At 72.2% G+C, this 13113-nt stretch carries 12 protein-coding genes and 2 pseudogenes; 7 read left to right on the plus strand and 7 right to left on the minus strand.

The features are described 5' to 3' along the window. Positions 1–46 precede the first annotated feature (46 nt). The 3 genes from ABT137_RS46830 to ABT137_RS46840 are packed head-to-tail and all read right to left on the minus strand — an operon-like array spanning position 47 to position 3227. The gene (locus ABT137_RS46830; RefSeq protein WP_351719224.1) at positions 47–898 is read right to left on the minus strand and encodes an SGNH/GDSL hydrolase family protein; all 852 of its coding nucleotides are present in this window, start codon (positions 896–898) and stop codon (positions 47–49) included. Continuing rightward, a complete protein-coding gene (locus tag ABT137_RS46835) occupies positions 895–2100 on the minus strand; it encodes a glycosyltransferase (protein ID WP_351719226.1) in 1206 nt (401 codons plus the stop codon). The genes ABT137_RS46830 and ABT137_RS46835 overlap by 4 nt, the downstream gene beginning before the upstream one ends. Continuing rightward, positions 2097–3227 (minus strand): glycosyltransferase family 4 protein, encoded by a 1131-nt coding sequence (locus ABT137_RS46840; protein WP_351719228.1) that lies wholly within the window; start codon positions 3225–3227, stop codon positions 2097–2099. The genes ABT137_RS46835 and ABT137_RS46840 overlap by 4 nt, the downstream gene beginning before the upstream one ends. Between ABT137_RS46840 and ABT137_RS46845 the strand changes: the two genes are divergently transcribed. Then, a complete protein-coding gene (locus tag ABT137_RS46845; protein WP_351719247.1) occupies positions 3129–3347 on the plus strand; it encodes a hypothetical protein in 219 nt (72 codons plus the stop codon). The two genes, ABT137_RS46840 and ABT137_RS46845, sit on opposite strands and share 99 nt — an antisense overlap. 117 nt (positions 3348–3464) lie before the next feature. On the opposite strand, the gene ABT137_RS46850 is transcribed toward ABT137_RS46845, so the two are convergent. Together ABT137_RS46850 and ABT137_RS46855 are read right to left on the minus strand one after the other, a co-directional pair. After that, a complete protein-coding gene (locus tag ABT137_RS46850; RefSeq protein WP_351719231.1) occupies positions 3465–4883 on the minus strand; it encodes a HEAT repeat domain-containing protein in 1419 nt (472 codons plus the stop codon). A 301-nt stretch (positions 4884–5184) separates the two neighbouring features. Further along, positions 5185–5577 (minus strand): ankyrin repeat domain-containing protein, encoded by a 393-nt coding sequence (locus tag ABT137_RS46855; protein WP_351719233.1) that lies wholly within the window; start codon positions 5575–5577, stop codon positions 5185–5187. Positions 5578–5918: 341 nt separating this feature from the next. Here ABT137_RS46855 and ABT137_RS46860 point away from each other — a divergent pair, with 341 nt between their 5' ends. Both ABT137_RS46860 and ABT137_RS46865 read left to right on the plus strand, forming a co-directional pair. Then, on the plus strand, positions 5919–6113 hold the full coding sequence (locus tag ABT137_RS46860; RefSeq protein WP_189268091.1) for a hypothetical protein: 195 nt from the start codon (positions 5919–5921) through the stop codon (positions 6111–6113). A gap of 37 nt (positions 6114–6150) precedes the next feature. After that, a complete protein-coding gene (locus ABT137_RS46865) occupies positions 6151–7707 on the plus strand; it encodes a hypothetical protein (RefSeq protein ID WP_351719235.1) in 1557 nt (518 codons plus the stop codon). Positions 7708–7975: 268 nt separating this feature from the next. Here ABT137_RS46865 and ABT137_RS46870 read toward each other — a convergent pair whose 3' ends face one another. After that, a complete protein-coding gene (locus ABT137_RS46870) occupies positions 7976–9478 on the minus strand; it encodes an SCO1417 family PLP biosynthesis transcription factor (RefSeq protein WP_351719238.1) in 1503 nt (500 codons plus the stop codon). A gap of 115 nt (positions 9479–9593) precedes the next feature. Here ABT137_RS46870 and yczE point away from each other — a divergent pair, with 115 nt between their 5' ends. The 4 genes and pseudogenes from yczE to ABT137_RS46890 all read left to right on the plus strand — a co-directional run. Next, complete coding sequence (gene yczE / locus ABT137_RS46875; RefSeq protein ID WP_502984697.1) at positions 9594–10247, plus strand: membrane protein YczE; 654 nt, start codon at positions 9594–9596, stop codon at positions 10245–10247. Beyond that, positions 10244–11011 (plus strand): glycerophosphodiester phosphodiesterase family protein, encoded by a 768-nt coding sequence (locus tag ABT137_RS46880; protein ID WP_351719241.1) that lies wholly within the window; start codon positions 10244–10246, stop codon positions 11009–11011. Before yczE ends, ABT137_RS46880 begins: the two co-directional genes overlap by 4 nt. A gap of 41 nt (positions 11012–11052) precedes the next feature. Then, entirely contained in the window at positions 11053–12399 is a 1347-nt protein-coding gene (locus ABT137_RS46885; protein ID WP_351719242.1) for an MFS transporter, read from the plus strand. Between the two features lie 255 nt (positions 12400–12654). Beyond that, a pseudogene (locus ABT137_RS46890) lies at positions 12655–13023 on the plus strand (RNA polymerase-binding protein RbpA); the annotation flags it as partial. On the opposite strand, the pseudogene ABT137_RS46895 reads toward ABT137_RS46890, so the two are convergent. Next, positions 13020–13113: pseudogene (locus ABT137_RS46895) on the minus strand (short-chain dehydrogenase); the annotation flags it as partial. The pseudogenes ABT137_RS46890 and ABT137_RS46895 overlap by 4 nt on opposite strands.

The raw sequence follows: 13113 nt of genomic DNA on the forward strand, positions 1-13113 counted from the left end.
CGCGGCGCTCTCGCCCGGTGCCGTCGTCCGTGTGACCTCTTCGTCCTCACGCGGCGTCGGCGGGCCGCTCAGGCGGCTGGAGTGCGGCCAGCGCGGCGGAGACCGCGGCGGACGCGCTCAGGTCCAGGCGGGCGCTGGTGCCCCTGCGGCGGTGCCGCATCTCGTCGACGGCCAGCCGCAGCAGCTGGGGCAGCAGGTCGCGGCAGCGCCTGATCACCCAGGCGGTGCCGGCCGTGGCCAGCCAGAAGAGACTCGCCTTCTTCGTCGGCGGCGGGAACTCGGGCTCGGGGGACGGCGCCGTCCCCGTCGCCATGCCCAGCGGGGCGAGCAGGGCGTGGAAGCGAACGGCGAGCTGCCGGTGCCCGCGCTCGCACGGGTGCAGCCGGTCCGCGCTCCACATCTCGCGGTCGGTGAGCCAAGCGCCCTCCGACGCGTGCAGGTGGACGGCCCCGTACCGCTCGGACAGGGCGTGCACCACCGCGTTGACCGCACGCCCCCGGCGGGCCAGCGGGCGGGCCAGGGCGCCCGGGAGTCCCCACATCGCACCGGGGTCGGGCAGGCACGCCGTGAGCAGGGTCGCGCCCTGCGCGGTCAGGGCCGCGTAGACCTTGTCGAGCCGCTCGGCCACCGCGTGGATGTCGAAGGTGCAGCGCAGGGTGTCGTTGACGCCTATGACGACGGCGACGACGTCGGGACGCAGTTCCAGTGCGGCCGGGGTCTGGCGTTCCAGCACGTCCCGGGTCTGTGCCCCGCTCACCGCGAGGTTGGTGAACTCCACCTCCTTCGCGGCGAGTCCGCCGGCCAGCAGCGCGGCCCAGCCGCGCCACCCGTCGCCGGCGGGGTCGCCCACGCCCTCGGTCAGCGAGTCCCCGAGCGCCACGAAACGAACCGCTCTCATGCCACGCCCTCCGGCACGACACGACGGACCGGTGCCGTCGCTCCGTTCTCGTCACGACGGGACAGTACCGGCGCGTCGTGCGCGGCGAGGAACGCCTCCACGGCCGTTCCCCAGCCGAAGCACTCCGCACGCGCGCGTGCCGTTTCCCGGCGCTCGGCGCCGGGCCGCTCCAGGAGCATCTCCACGGCGTCGGCGAACGCCTCGCCGCGGTCGGCCGCGGTGGCCCCGGCGGAACCGATCACCTCGGGCAGCGCGGAGGAGGCACTGGCGACCACCGGCGTCCCGCAGGCCATGGCCTCCAGGGCGGCCAGCCCGAACGTCTCCGCGGGTCCCGGCGCCAGGGCGACGTCGGCGGACGCCTGCAGTGCGCCCAGGCTGTCCCGGTCGGAGACATGCCCCAGGAAGGTCACCGGCAGCCTGCGCTCCCGCACCCGCTGCTCCAGACGCTCCCGCAGCGGCCCGTCGCCGGCCACCACCAGGATCACCCGGCGCCCGCGCCGTACCAGCGCCTCGACGGCGTCGATGGCGGTGCCGGGCCGCTTCTCCACGGACAGCCGGGAACACATGACCAGCAGTGCCTCGTCCTCGCGCGCGTACCGGGCCCGCAGGTCGAGGTCGCGCAGCGAGGGGTGGCGGCCTATCAGGTCGACGCCCAGCGGGGCGCGCACGACGTTGCGCGCACCGATGCGGATGAACTCGCGCTCGGCGAACTCGGTGGTGCACACCACGCGCGCGTACGTGTGCGCCGTACGGATGTTGAGCGCGTCGGCGGTGCGCCGGGACATGTTCTCGGACATGCCCCAGGTGCGCAGGACCCCGTCGGCGGTCTCGTGGGAGACCATCACGGCGGGGATCCGGGCGCGCCGGGCCCAGCGGCCGGTCCAGCGCAGGGTGGTGCGGTCGGACACCTCCAGCCGGTCCGGGGCGAGGTGCTCCAGGAGGCTCTGCACCCGCTTCTTGTCGACGAGGACGCGGTAGCCGCCGGTGCCGGGCAGCAGCGGGCCGGGCAGCGTGATGACCCGGCCCTGCTCCTCGTCCCGGTCCGAGTAGCGCTCGCCCGGCACGATCAGGACCGACTCGTGCCCGGCCGCCACGAAGCCCTTGCCGAGCTCGCGCAGGGCGGTGCGCAGACCACCGGAGGCGGGGGCGACGAAGTTGGCCAGCCGGACGATGCGCAGGGGGCCTGGCGAGGTGACGCTCATGCCGCCACCACCGGTCGGCGCGCCGCGAGCACGTCCTCGTAGTGGCCGATCAGCTGGTCGCCGACCGCGGCCCAGGTGCGGCCCTCGACCGTGGTGCGCGCGGCCTGTCCGAACGCGGCCCGCAGTCCGGCGTCGGCGACGAGGGAGGCCACGGCCTCCCGTACGGCACCGGCGTCGCGCGGCGGGACCAGGAACCCGGTGCGGCCGTGGTCGACCAGGTCGATCGGGCCGCCGACGGCGGGCGCGACGACCGGGACGCCGCTGGCCATGGCCTCCTGGACGGTCTGGCAGAACGTCTCGAAGGGGCCGGTGTGGGCGAAGACGTCGAACGAGGCGAAGATCCGGGCGAGGTCGTCACCGGTGCGGCGGCCGAGGAAGACCGCGCCGGGCAGCGCCTCGGTGAGGTGGGCCTGGGCGGGCCCGTCGCCCACGATCACGACCTTCACACCCTCCAGGCCGCAGACCCCGGCGAGGAGTTCGACCTGCTTCTCGGGCGCCAGGCGGCCGACGTAGCCGACGATGACCTCGCCGTTCGGGGCGATCTCGCGGCGCAGGGCCTCGTCGCGGAACTCGGGACGGAAGCGGACGGTGTCCACGCCGCGCTGCCACAGCTGGATCCGGGGCACCCCGTGTGCCTCCAGGTCGCTGATCGAGGCGGTGGACGGGGCGAGGGTGCGGTCGGCGGCGCCGTGCACGGAGCGGATCCGCCGCCAGGCGGCCGCCTCGCCGGCACCCACGTAGGTGCGGGCGTATCCGGCCAGGTCGGTCTGGTAGACGGCGACGGCCGGGATGCCGAGCCGGGCGGCTGCGGCCATGCCGCGGACGCCGAGGATGAAGGGGCTGGCCAGGTGCACCACGTCGGGGCGGTGCTCGATCAGCGCGGCGGCGAGCTTGCGACTGGGGAGAGCCACGCGGACCTGGGGATAGCCCGGGAGCGGAAGGGAGGGGACGTGGACGACAGGGCAGGGCGCGGCAGCCGCGGCGAGCCTGTTTCCGGGGGCGGGGGCCGGAGCGACGACGAGGGGAGCGTGACCGCGATCGACGAGGTGTCGGGCGGTCTGGAGCGCGCAGTGGGCCACGCCGTTCACATCGGGGGGAAAGGATTCGGTCACGATGACGACACGCATACCGGTGTTGTCGCCGCGCTGGACGTGGCCGCGCCAAAGTGGATCTTTCCGATTGTTAAACGTCCCATGAGCGTTGCCCTGCACACCCGAGCGGGCCACCCGGCGTCCACACCCGACTGACCCGACGGTCACCGGTTGTTCACCTAACGGGCAGTCGTCCGGATATGGAACGTGTACGGGATCCCCCGTGGTTCCCGTGCTTCCCGTGGTGAAGCAGTTGTCCGTTGCAGTGATATGTCACATGGCGGCCGTGTCCGGTCCGATACGGCTGCGTACGGCCGTCTGCACCTCCGCCTCCTCGGCGGGGTCGGCGGCGAGCCGCCGGAGCTGTTCGACGACCCGGGCGTCACCGGTCTCGGCGTGCCGGGCGGCAATTTCGCGGGTGGTCTCCTCGCAGTCCCACAGGCACTCGACGGCGAAGCCGGTGGCGAAGGAGGGATCCGTGGCGGCCAGGGCGCGGGCGGCGCGGCCGCGCAGGTGGGACGAGGCGGTCTCGCGGTAGACGTGACGCAGGACGGGGGCGGCGCAGACGATGCCGAGGCGTCCGGTGCCGTCGACGAGCGTCCACAGCGTCGGCGCGTCGGGGCCTTCGCCGCGTACGGCCTCCCGCAGCGCGGCGAGGACCAGTTCGCTGTCCTTTGTCCCGCCCCGGCAGGCCAGCATCCGCCCGGCGGCGGCGCCGAGGGCGTCCGGCCTGCGGGCCCAGCCGCGCGCGCGGTCGACGGCGGCGATACTGCGCATGCGTTCGAAGGCGTCGACAGCTGCCTCCACGACGGTAGCGGTGCCGTCGGTAACGGCGGCCTCGATCAGGTTCAGCGCGTCGGGGTCGTTGCTGTCGGCGAGGTAGCGCAGGGCGGTGCAGCGGGCTCCGTCGGTGCCGTCCTTGGCGGCCTGGAGAATCTCCGGCCGGTCCTCGGGGCCGGCGACGGCGACCAGGCAGCGGGCGGCCGGCACATGGAGGGCCGCGCCCCGCTCGACGCCCTGCTGGGCCCATTCGAAGACGGCCCGCACGCTCCACCCCGGACGGGGCCCGGTAGGTCGCATCTGGCGCTGCCAGCGGTCGAAACAGCCGGTTTCCTGCGCGGCACGCACGCGTGTGGCGATCGGTTCGCGGGGATCATCGGCCCACAGCCGCCAGGGCCGTGGCTCGAACGCGTCCCGTACGGCGGCGGCCAGCTCGGCCTCGCCCTCGGCGTCCGTGGTGAAACGCGCCAGCACCGGGGCGGCGAGGGCGCGCAGGCCCGCGTCGTCGTCGCGCAGCGCCAGCTCGTCCAGGGCCCAGGCCCAGTTGGAGCCGGTCGCGGCGTACCGGCGCAGCAGTTCGAGCGCGTCCCGCCTGCCGTAGGAAGCGAGGTGCCCGAGCACGGCCAGCGCGAGGCCGGTGCGGGACTCCTCGGTGTCGAGGACGTCCTCGGGCTCGAAGAGGTGCGCCGCGATGGCGTCCAGCTCGCCGTGCAGGTCGACGTAGAGCCGGGCGTAGTACAGGGAGCGGTTCTCCACCTGCCAGTCGTGGCGGGGGTCGTGGAGTACACAGTGGTTCAGCGCCGCGAGCGCTTCGGCGCGCGGGGCGGTGAGCGCGTGCAGCGTGCCGTCGCCACGGCCCCGCTGAAGCAGGCCGAGCAGCGTACCGCTGGGCGCTATGACCGGATCGAACATGGGAAACAGCCTCACATCAAGCGTCGACGCAACCGGAGAACACGCACTACCTGGCCGCGTGACACAACGTCGGAGCGCCCGCCGTCTCTTGCTTGCTGTAGACCATTTCTCTCTGCCTCTCGTCAGTGGCCCATGCGGGCCGCATCACGGCCCGCGCGGTGCGGCAACACCTGCCCAGCCATCGCGTCCGTGAATCACGACGTCATGATGACTCGGCACTTCGACCTGCCGCGACCGAAATTTCGGCGGCCCTGTACCGCCTCCCCCGTTTTGTGTGTTTTAGCTGGTCAGAACAGATGGGTCAGGAGGTACCGAACAGTTCCAGAACCTCCGTCTTGCCGAACATCCGTGCGGTGTCGACGGCCGACGGAGTGCCCGCCGCCGGGTCCGCGCCGGACTCCACCAGCACCTTGACCACGTCCGTCTCGCCCTTGAAGACCGCTCCGGCGAGTGGCGTCTGACCGCGGTCGTTGACCCGGTCCGCCTCGGCGCCCCGGGCGAGCAGCTCACGCACCGCCGCGGCGTGGCCGTGATAGGCGGCGAGCATCACGAGGGAGTCGCCGCGGTCGTTGGTGAGGTTGGCCGGGACGCCCGCGTCGAGGTACGCCACGAGCTCGTCGGTCCGCCCCTGCCGGGCCAGATCGAAGATCTTGGTCGCCAGCTCCACGACCTCGGGGTCGGGGGCTTCGCTCATCGGCCGGACCGCCTCTCCTGTGTGCTGCGGGGACTATCGCGGACGGGGGGAGCGTACGGCAACGGGCGGGCCGCGGAGCCGTACGAGTGAATCGCCAGCGTACTGGCTCAGGGTGCACATGACCGGATCTGCCCGAGGTAAAGATCACCGCAACCCCGCCGAACGATCACATTCCCGCGCCGGACGGCGAGCAATCCGGCCGACACGGAGCAGGAATGATCCACCAAACGGGTGAAATAAGCCAAGTTTCACCCATTTACACCTTTAATAATATGGATACCTGCTGTGATCCTGGAAGAACTCATGGTGACTGTCCCCTCTTCGACACCAGGAGATCTCAAATGATCCTCTCCATCTCAGGCGTCATCGTGCTCGGCATCGTCGTCTTCCTCTTCTTCCGCAAGGACGGGCTGAAGCCGTCGCACGCCACGGTCTCGGCGCTCTTCGGCTTCTATCTCGCCAGCACGGCCATCGCACCGAGCATCAAGGCAGGCGGCGAGAGCCTGGCGAGCCTGCTCGGCGGCATCAAGTTCTGATGCCCCACCCGCCCGTACGCACCGTGAGGAGACAGCAGTGGCCCGGCGCCCTCTCCCCCGCATTCTGAGCAACGGCGGCGCGCAACTCGCCCGGAGCCGGGAGCTGGCCCGGACGGCCGCCGACAGCGCCACCGACGTCCTCCACCCCCTCATCACCGTGACCCGCGGGCTGAGCCGGCTGGCCTCGGCCGGGCGGCGCAGATGGGCGGAGACACCCAAGGACAAGCGTGGGCCACTGCTGTTCCTGGTGGCCTCGGTCGTCCTGGTCGTGGCGCTGGTGCCGTACGGGCCGCTGCTCGCCGTCATCACCCTGATGGCGGCGAGCGCCTGGCAGGGCCGTGACCGCGCCCCGTCCCAGCCGGAGGGCCCCGACGAGTCGCAGACCCAGCGGCTCCAGTCCCTGTACGAGGCCCTGGTGCCGTACCTCTCGGCCGCCGAGGACCCGGCGCCGCTGTACGCATACGGCGGGGAGTGGGAGAAGGCCTTCCTCGCCCACGAGTTCGACGACGCGGGCCGCCTCGGTCAGCTGCTGCTCCGCTACCCCGCGTACTTCCCGGACGGCGAGCCCGAAGCCCGCGCACGGATCGAGAACCTGCTCACCGCGAAGTCCGGACGAGGCCGCGAGTACCACTTCGCGTGGGACGAGGAGGGCAACCGGCTCACGGTGACCGTCCTCGCCCCGCTGCCCACCGACATCGCCGCCCAGCGCTTCGTCACCGCACCGGGCGAGACAGTCCTCGGGTTCACCGACCCCAGCGAGGTCCAGCGCACGCTTCCGCTCGCGTACGGCGACGAGCAGCGTGACGTACCGCCGGTCGTCTGGCGCACCGGCGCCCGCTCCACCGAACCGCACCTGCTGGTCATCGGCCGCCCCGGCAGCGGTACCTCGACCCTGCTGCGCTCCATCGCCCTCCAGGCCCTCCAGTACGGCGACGTCCTCATCGTGGAGGGCGGCGGCACCGGCGAGTACATGTGCCTCGCCGGCCGGGACGGGGTCCTCGCGGTGGAGTGCGGGCTCGCCGGGGCACTGGCCAGCCTGGAGTGGGCGGCGAACGAGACGGAGCGGCGGCTCATCGCGCTCAGCCGCGCGCGCCAGGCGGGCCACCCGCCGCCGGACGACTGCCGGCGACCCCTGTGGATCCTCCTCGACCGCCCGAGCGCCTTCGTCCACCTTGCCTCGGCGGACGGCCACCAGGACCCGCAGGCCCTCCTCCAGACCCCCCTCCGGCACGGCCGGGCGGCCAACGTGACCGTGGTGGTCGCCGAACAGCTCGACAGCGCGGACGTGTTGAGCGAGGCGGTACGACAGCACGCACGCGCGCGTGTCGTGCTGGGACCGGCGCTGCCGGACGAACTGGCGGCGGCGCTGGGCGCTCCGCCGCACACGACGCCGTTGGCTCAGGTGCCGCCGGGGCGGGGATACGCACGGCTGGGGCACGGGCCGGTGCTGCGGCTTCAGGTGCCGGCGACTCCGGATCCGTACGACGACGCGACGAGCGAGGTGGACCGGGAGGCGGTACTGGCTTTGCTGCCGCCGAGGAGTGAGGTGGTGGAGCAGGCGGTGCCTTTGGAGGCTGCGGTCGCTGAGAGCTGAGGGGGGACGCTTACCAGCGCTGGCAGGGTGCCTCCCCCACTCTCGGCTTCGCTCGAGCGGGGGGACACCCCCATCGCCCACCCGTGCCGCCCTGGGGGCACCTCCCAGGCCCTTGAGGCACTGGGGGAGGCACGACTTGCCCGCAGCCATGTGGGACACGGCTGGGAAGCGCCCCGTCAGGGGCGCTGGGGGTACCCCCGGCCGAAGGCTGGGGGAGGAACTGCGCGAGCAACCCCCACCCACCCGCAGCCGAAGCACTACCCCACCGTTACGCCACAAACGTTCGCGGCGCCTCGCCGTTCCCCCCGCTCGCCCCCGACTCCACCAACCGCGCCGCCGCCGCCAGCCGCACCGCCGCCTCCTCCGCCACCGCTCCCCCGACGGTGAACGGGAGGCGCACATAGCCCTCGAAGGCCCCGTCGACCCCGAACCGCGGACCGGACGGGACGCGTACCCCGACCCGCTCCCCCGCCTCCGCCAGCCGGGAGCCGGACAGGCCCCCCGCCCGGACCCAGAGCGTCAGGCCGCCCTTCGGCACCTCGAATTCCCACGTCGGCAGCTCCCGCCGGACCGCCGTCACCAGGGCATCCCGGTTCTCCCGGGCCTGGGCCCGGCGCAGGTCGACGGCCTGGGCCCAGCCTCCGGTGCTGAACAGCCAGTTCACCGCCAGCTGCTCCAGCACCGGCGTGCCCAGGTCGGCGTAGGCCCGCGCGGCGACCAGGCTGCGGATCACGTCGGGAGCCGCCCGGACCCAGCCGATGCGCATGCCCGCCCAGAACGCCTTGCTGGCCGAGCCGACGGTGACGACGGTGGAGCCCGCCGGGTCGAAGCCGCACACCGGGCGGGGCATCTCCACGTCGTCGTCCAGCCACAGCTCGCTCATCGTCTCGTCGGCGACCAGCACCGTGCCCGCCGAGCGGGCCGCGTCCACCAGCCGGCGCCGCTGGTCGTCGTCGGCGAGCGCGCCGGTGGGGTTGTGGAAGTCGGCGACCACGTACGCGATGCGAGGCGCCGCCTCCCGCAGGACCTGGCGCCAGCGGTCCACGTCCCAGCCGCCCAGCCCCTCGGCCATCGCCACCGGCACCAGACGGGCGCCCGCCTCCCGCATCAGCTGGAGGATGTTCGCGTACGACGGCGACTCGACGGCGATGCGCTCGCCACGGCCGCCGAAGAGGTGGCAGATCGCGTCGATCGCGCCCATCGCACCGGTCGTGACCATGATCTGTTCGGGCATGGTGGGGATCCCGCGTGCCGTGTAGCGCTCGGCGATCATCGCGCGGAGGACGGGGAGTCCGGCCGGGTAGTCGCCGTGGGTGTGGGCGTACGGCGGAAGTTCCTCCAGGGCGCCCTGCACCGCGCGGGTCAGCCACGGCTCGGGGGCCGGCAGCGCGGCGCAGCCCAGGTCGATCACCGAGCCGAGCGCCTCGGGGGGCAGGGGTTCCAGGCCGCGGGCCGGGAGCGGGTTGCCCGCCGGGACCGCGGTCCAGCTACCCGCGCCCCGGCGGGACTCCAGGAAGCCCTCGGCGCGCAGCGCCTCGTACGCCGCCGCCACCGTCGTACGGCTGACGGACAGGGCGAGGGCCAGTTCGCGTTCGGCGGGCAGCCGGGCGGCGACCGGAACGCGGCCCTCCAGGACCAGCAGCCGGATGCCGTCGGCGAGCGCGCGGTAGGCGGGCGGCCGTCGGGTGCCGGGGCCGGCCGGGCGGTCCTGCTGCGAGTTGAGCAGCCGGGCGAGCTGTGCGGGCCCCACCGCCGAGGTCCACTGCGCCATACGAATCAGTCCACCTTCCCCGAATTGGCCATGGATGGCTTTCTCATCCAAGCCACAGAGTGACATGGGTCAGTCCACCTTTTCCACCGGCACCTTTTCCCTCAGGGGGTATCTCTTGTCCACGCAAGGCCGTCTCGGGCGACGGTTGGTCCAGCTCTACGCGGGGCTCACGCTGTACGGCGTCAGTTCCGCGCTGCTCGTCGAGGCGGGCCTCGGGCTCGAGCCCTGGGGCGTGCTGCACCAAGGGCTCGCCGGGCACACCGGGCTGAGCATCGGCACGGTGTCGATCGTCGTGGGGGCGGTCGTGCTGCTCCTGTGGATCCCGCTGCGCCAGCGACCGGGCCTCGGCACGGTCTCCAACGTCTTCGTCATCGGCCTCGCCATGAACGCCGCGCTCGCCGTCCTCCCCGACGCGCACGCGTTCGCCGTGCGGATTCCGCTGATGGCGGCCGGCATCGTGCTCAACGGGGCGGCGACCGGCCTGTACATCGCGGCAAGCTTCGGGGCCGGGCCCCGGGACGGTCTGATGACGGGGCTGCACCGGCGAACCGGCCGATCGATCCGGCTCATCCGTACGGCGATCGAGGTCGCGGTGGTCGTCACCGGGTTCGCGCTCGGCGGGACCATCGGCGTCGGCACGCTGCTCTACGCCGTGTCCATCGGCCCGCTCGCACAGCTGTTCCTGAAGGTGTTCGCCGTCCCGGCGGCATCCGGCCGCAGCACGGTCGTTGCCACGGGGTCACCCGAGCGCGCCATACTTCGTCCGTGAGCACGCTGACACGCCACCCGTACCTGGACCACCCCGGCCCCATCGCCTTCGCCCATCGGGGCGGGGCTGCGGACGGCCTGGAGAACACCGTGGCGCAGTTCCGGCGCGCGGTCGAACTCGGCTACCGGTACATCGAGACCGATGTGCACGCCACGGCGGACGGCAGGCTCGTCGCCTTCCACGACGACACCCTGGACCGGGTCACCGACGGGGCCGGCCGGATCGCCGACCTGCCGTGGGAGGACGTACGGCACGCGCGCGTGGCGGGCCGCGAGCCGCTCCCCCTCTTCGAGGAGCTGCTCGAGGAGTTCCCGGACGTCCGCTGGAACGTGGACGCCAAGGCGGAGCCCGCTCTTCGGCCGCTCCTCGACCTGATCGAGAAGACGGACTCCTACAACCGGGTCTGCGTCGGCTCGTTCTCGGAGGCACGGGTGCTGCGGGCCCAGCGGCTGGCCGGGCCGCGCCTCGCCACCTCGTTCGGCACCCGTGGTGTGGTCGGGCTGCGGCTGCGCTCATGGGGGCTGCCCGCGTCGGTGCGCCGGTCGGCGGTGGCCGCGCAGGTGCCCGAGTCGCAGTCGGGGGTCCCGGTGGTCGACCGGCGCTTCGTGCGGGCCGCCCACGCGCGCGGGCTGCACGTCCACGTCTGGACCATCAACGAACCCGAGCGGATGAACCGGCTCCTGGACCTGGGTGTCGATGGCATCATGACCGATCACATCGACACGTTGCGTGAGGTCATGCAGAAGCGCGGCGTCTGGTTCTGAGGCGCGCGGGCGGTACTGCTGCGGGAAGGGCAAGGGCACGGGTGGGCACCGAAACCGTGCGGACGGGGGTCTTGGACGAGGCCACCGAGCTGCGGCGCGAACAGCGCGGCTGGTACTTCTACGACTGGGCGTGCTCGGTCTACTCGACGAGCGTCCTCACCGTGTTCCTCGGCCCGTACCTCACGTCGGTCGCCGACCACGCCGCGGACGCCGGCGGCTACGTGCACCCGCTCGGCATCCCGGTCCGGGCGGGCTCCTTCTTCGCCTACTCGGTCTCCCTGTCGGTGATCCTCGCGGTCGTGCTGATGCCCCTGGTGGGCAGCGTGGCCGACCGCACCGGCCGCAAGAAGCAGCTGCTCGGCGCGGCCGCGTACACCGGGGCCGTGGCGACGACGGGCATGTTCTTCCTGGACGGCGACCGCTATCTGCTCGGCGGGCTGCTGCTGATCGTCGCGAACGCCGCCCAGTCCGTCGCCCTGATGCTCTACAACTCCTACCTCCCCCAGATCGCCCCGCCCGAGGAACGCGACACCATCTCCTCCCGGGGCTGGGCCTTCGGCTACGCGTCGGGCTCACTGGTACTGATCGTCAACCTGGTCCTCTACTCCGCGCACGACTCCTTCGGCCTCTCCGAGACCGAGGCGGTCCGCATCTGCCTGGCCGGGGCGGGCCTGTGGTGGGGCGCCTTCACCCTCGTACCGCTGCGGCGGCTGCGCGACCGGGGCGGCCGGACGGCCAAGGCGACGGCGCCGGGGCTGCGTCAACTCGCGGCGACCGCCCGGGACATGCGCCGTCATCCGCTGACGCTCTCCTTCCTGCTGGCGTACCTCATCTACAACGACGGCATCCAGACCGTGATCTCCCAGGCGTCGGTCTACGGCTCCGAGGAGCTCGGGCTCGGCCAGTCGACGCTCATCGGCGCCGTCCTGATGGTGCAGGTGCTGGCCGTGGCGGGCGCGCTGACGATGGGGCGGCTGGCCAGGACGTACGGGGCGAAACGCACGATCCTGGGGTCGCTGGTGGCGTGGACGGTGACGCTGGCGGCCGGGTACTTCCTGCCTGCCGAAGCACCCGTGTGGTTCTTCGCCCTCGCGGCCGGCATCGGTCTCGTCCTCGGCGGCAGCCAGGCCCTGTCCCGCTCCCTGTTCTCCCATCTCGTACCGCCCGGAAAAGAAGCCGAGTACTTCGCGGCGTACGAGATGAGCGATCGGGGGATGAGCTGGCTGGGACCGCTGTTGTTCGGGATCACCTACCAGCTGACCGGGAGCTACCGCTCGGCGATCATCTCGCTGGTGGCCTTCTTCGTCATCGGGTTCGCGCTGCTCGCGCGGGTGCCGGTGCGGCAGGCGATCGGCGAGGCCGGCAACCCGGTTCCGCAGAAGATTTAGCGTTCAACGCAGAAGGGCGGTAGTGTACGCGTTTGGCCTGCCAGGCGTACCGTTACTGCGCGTCAAAGATGCAGAAACGCTGGGTGACATCTGCTAGCAGATGTGACAAACCGGGCGCTGGTGGGTACAACAAGGGGCGGCTACGACGGCGACGCATGACCCGGAACGGGAATCTTTACCGCCGACCGGACGTTGACCGGATGACGACGACAGCGACACCTGTCCTGTGGGCGACAAGCCCGGGAGGCACGATTCATGAGTGAGCGAGCTCTTCGCGGTACGCGCCTCGTAGTGACCAGCTACGAGACGGACCGCGGTATCGACCTGGCCCCGCGCCAGGCCGTGGAGTACGCATGCGAGAAGGGGCACCGGTTCGAGATGCCCTTCTCGGTCGAGGCGGAGATCCCGCCGGAGTGGGAGTGCAAGGTCTGCGGGGCCCAGGCACTCCTCGTGGACGGCGACGGCCCTGAAGAGAAGAAGGCCAAGCCCGCGCGTACCCACTGGGACATGCTGATGGAGCGGCGCACCCGTGAGGAACTCGAAGAGGTCCTTGAGGAGCGTCTGGCGGTTCTGCGTTCCGGGGCGATGAACATCGCGATTCATCCCAGGGACAGCCGCACGTCGATGTGCGTGCCGAGTTCGGTGTCCGTCAGACCCGGCTCGACGTTGGTGACCCGCACGTCCCGCGGCCCGAACTCGGCGCGCAGGGACTGC

The sequence above is a fragment of the Streptomyces sp. NPDC001980 genome (genome assembly GCF_040296885.1).
GTDB lineage: Bacteria > Actinomycetota > Actinomycetes > Streptomycetales > Streptomycetaceae > Streptomyces.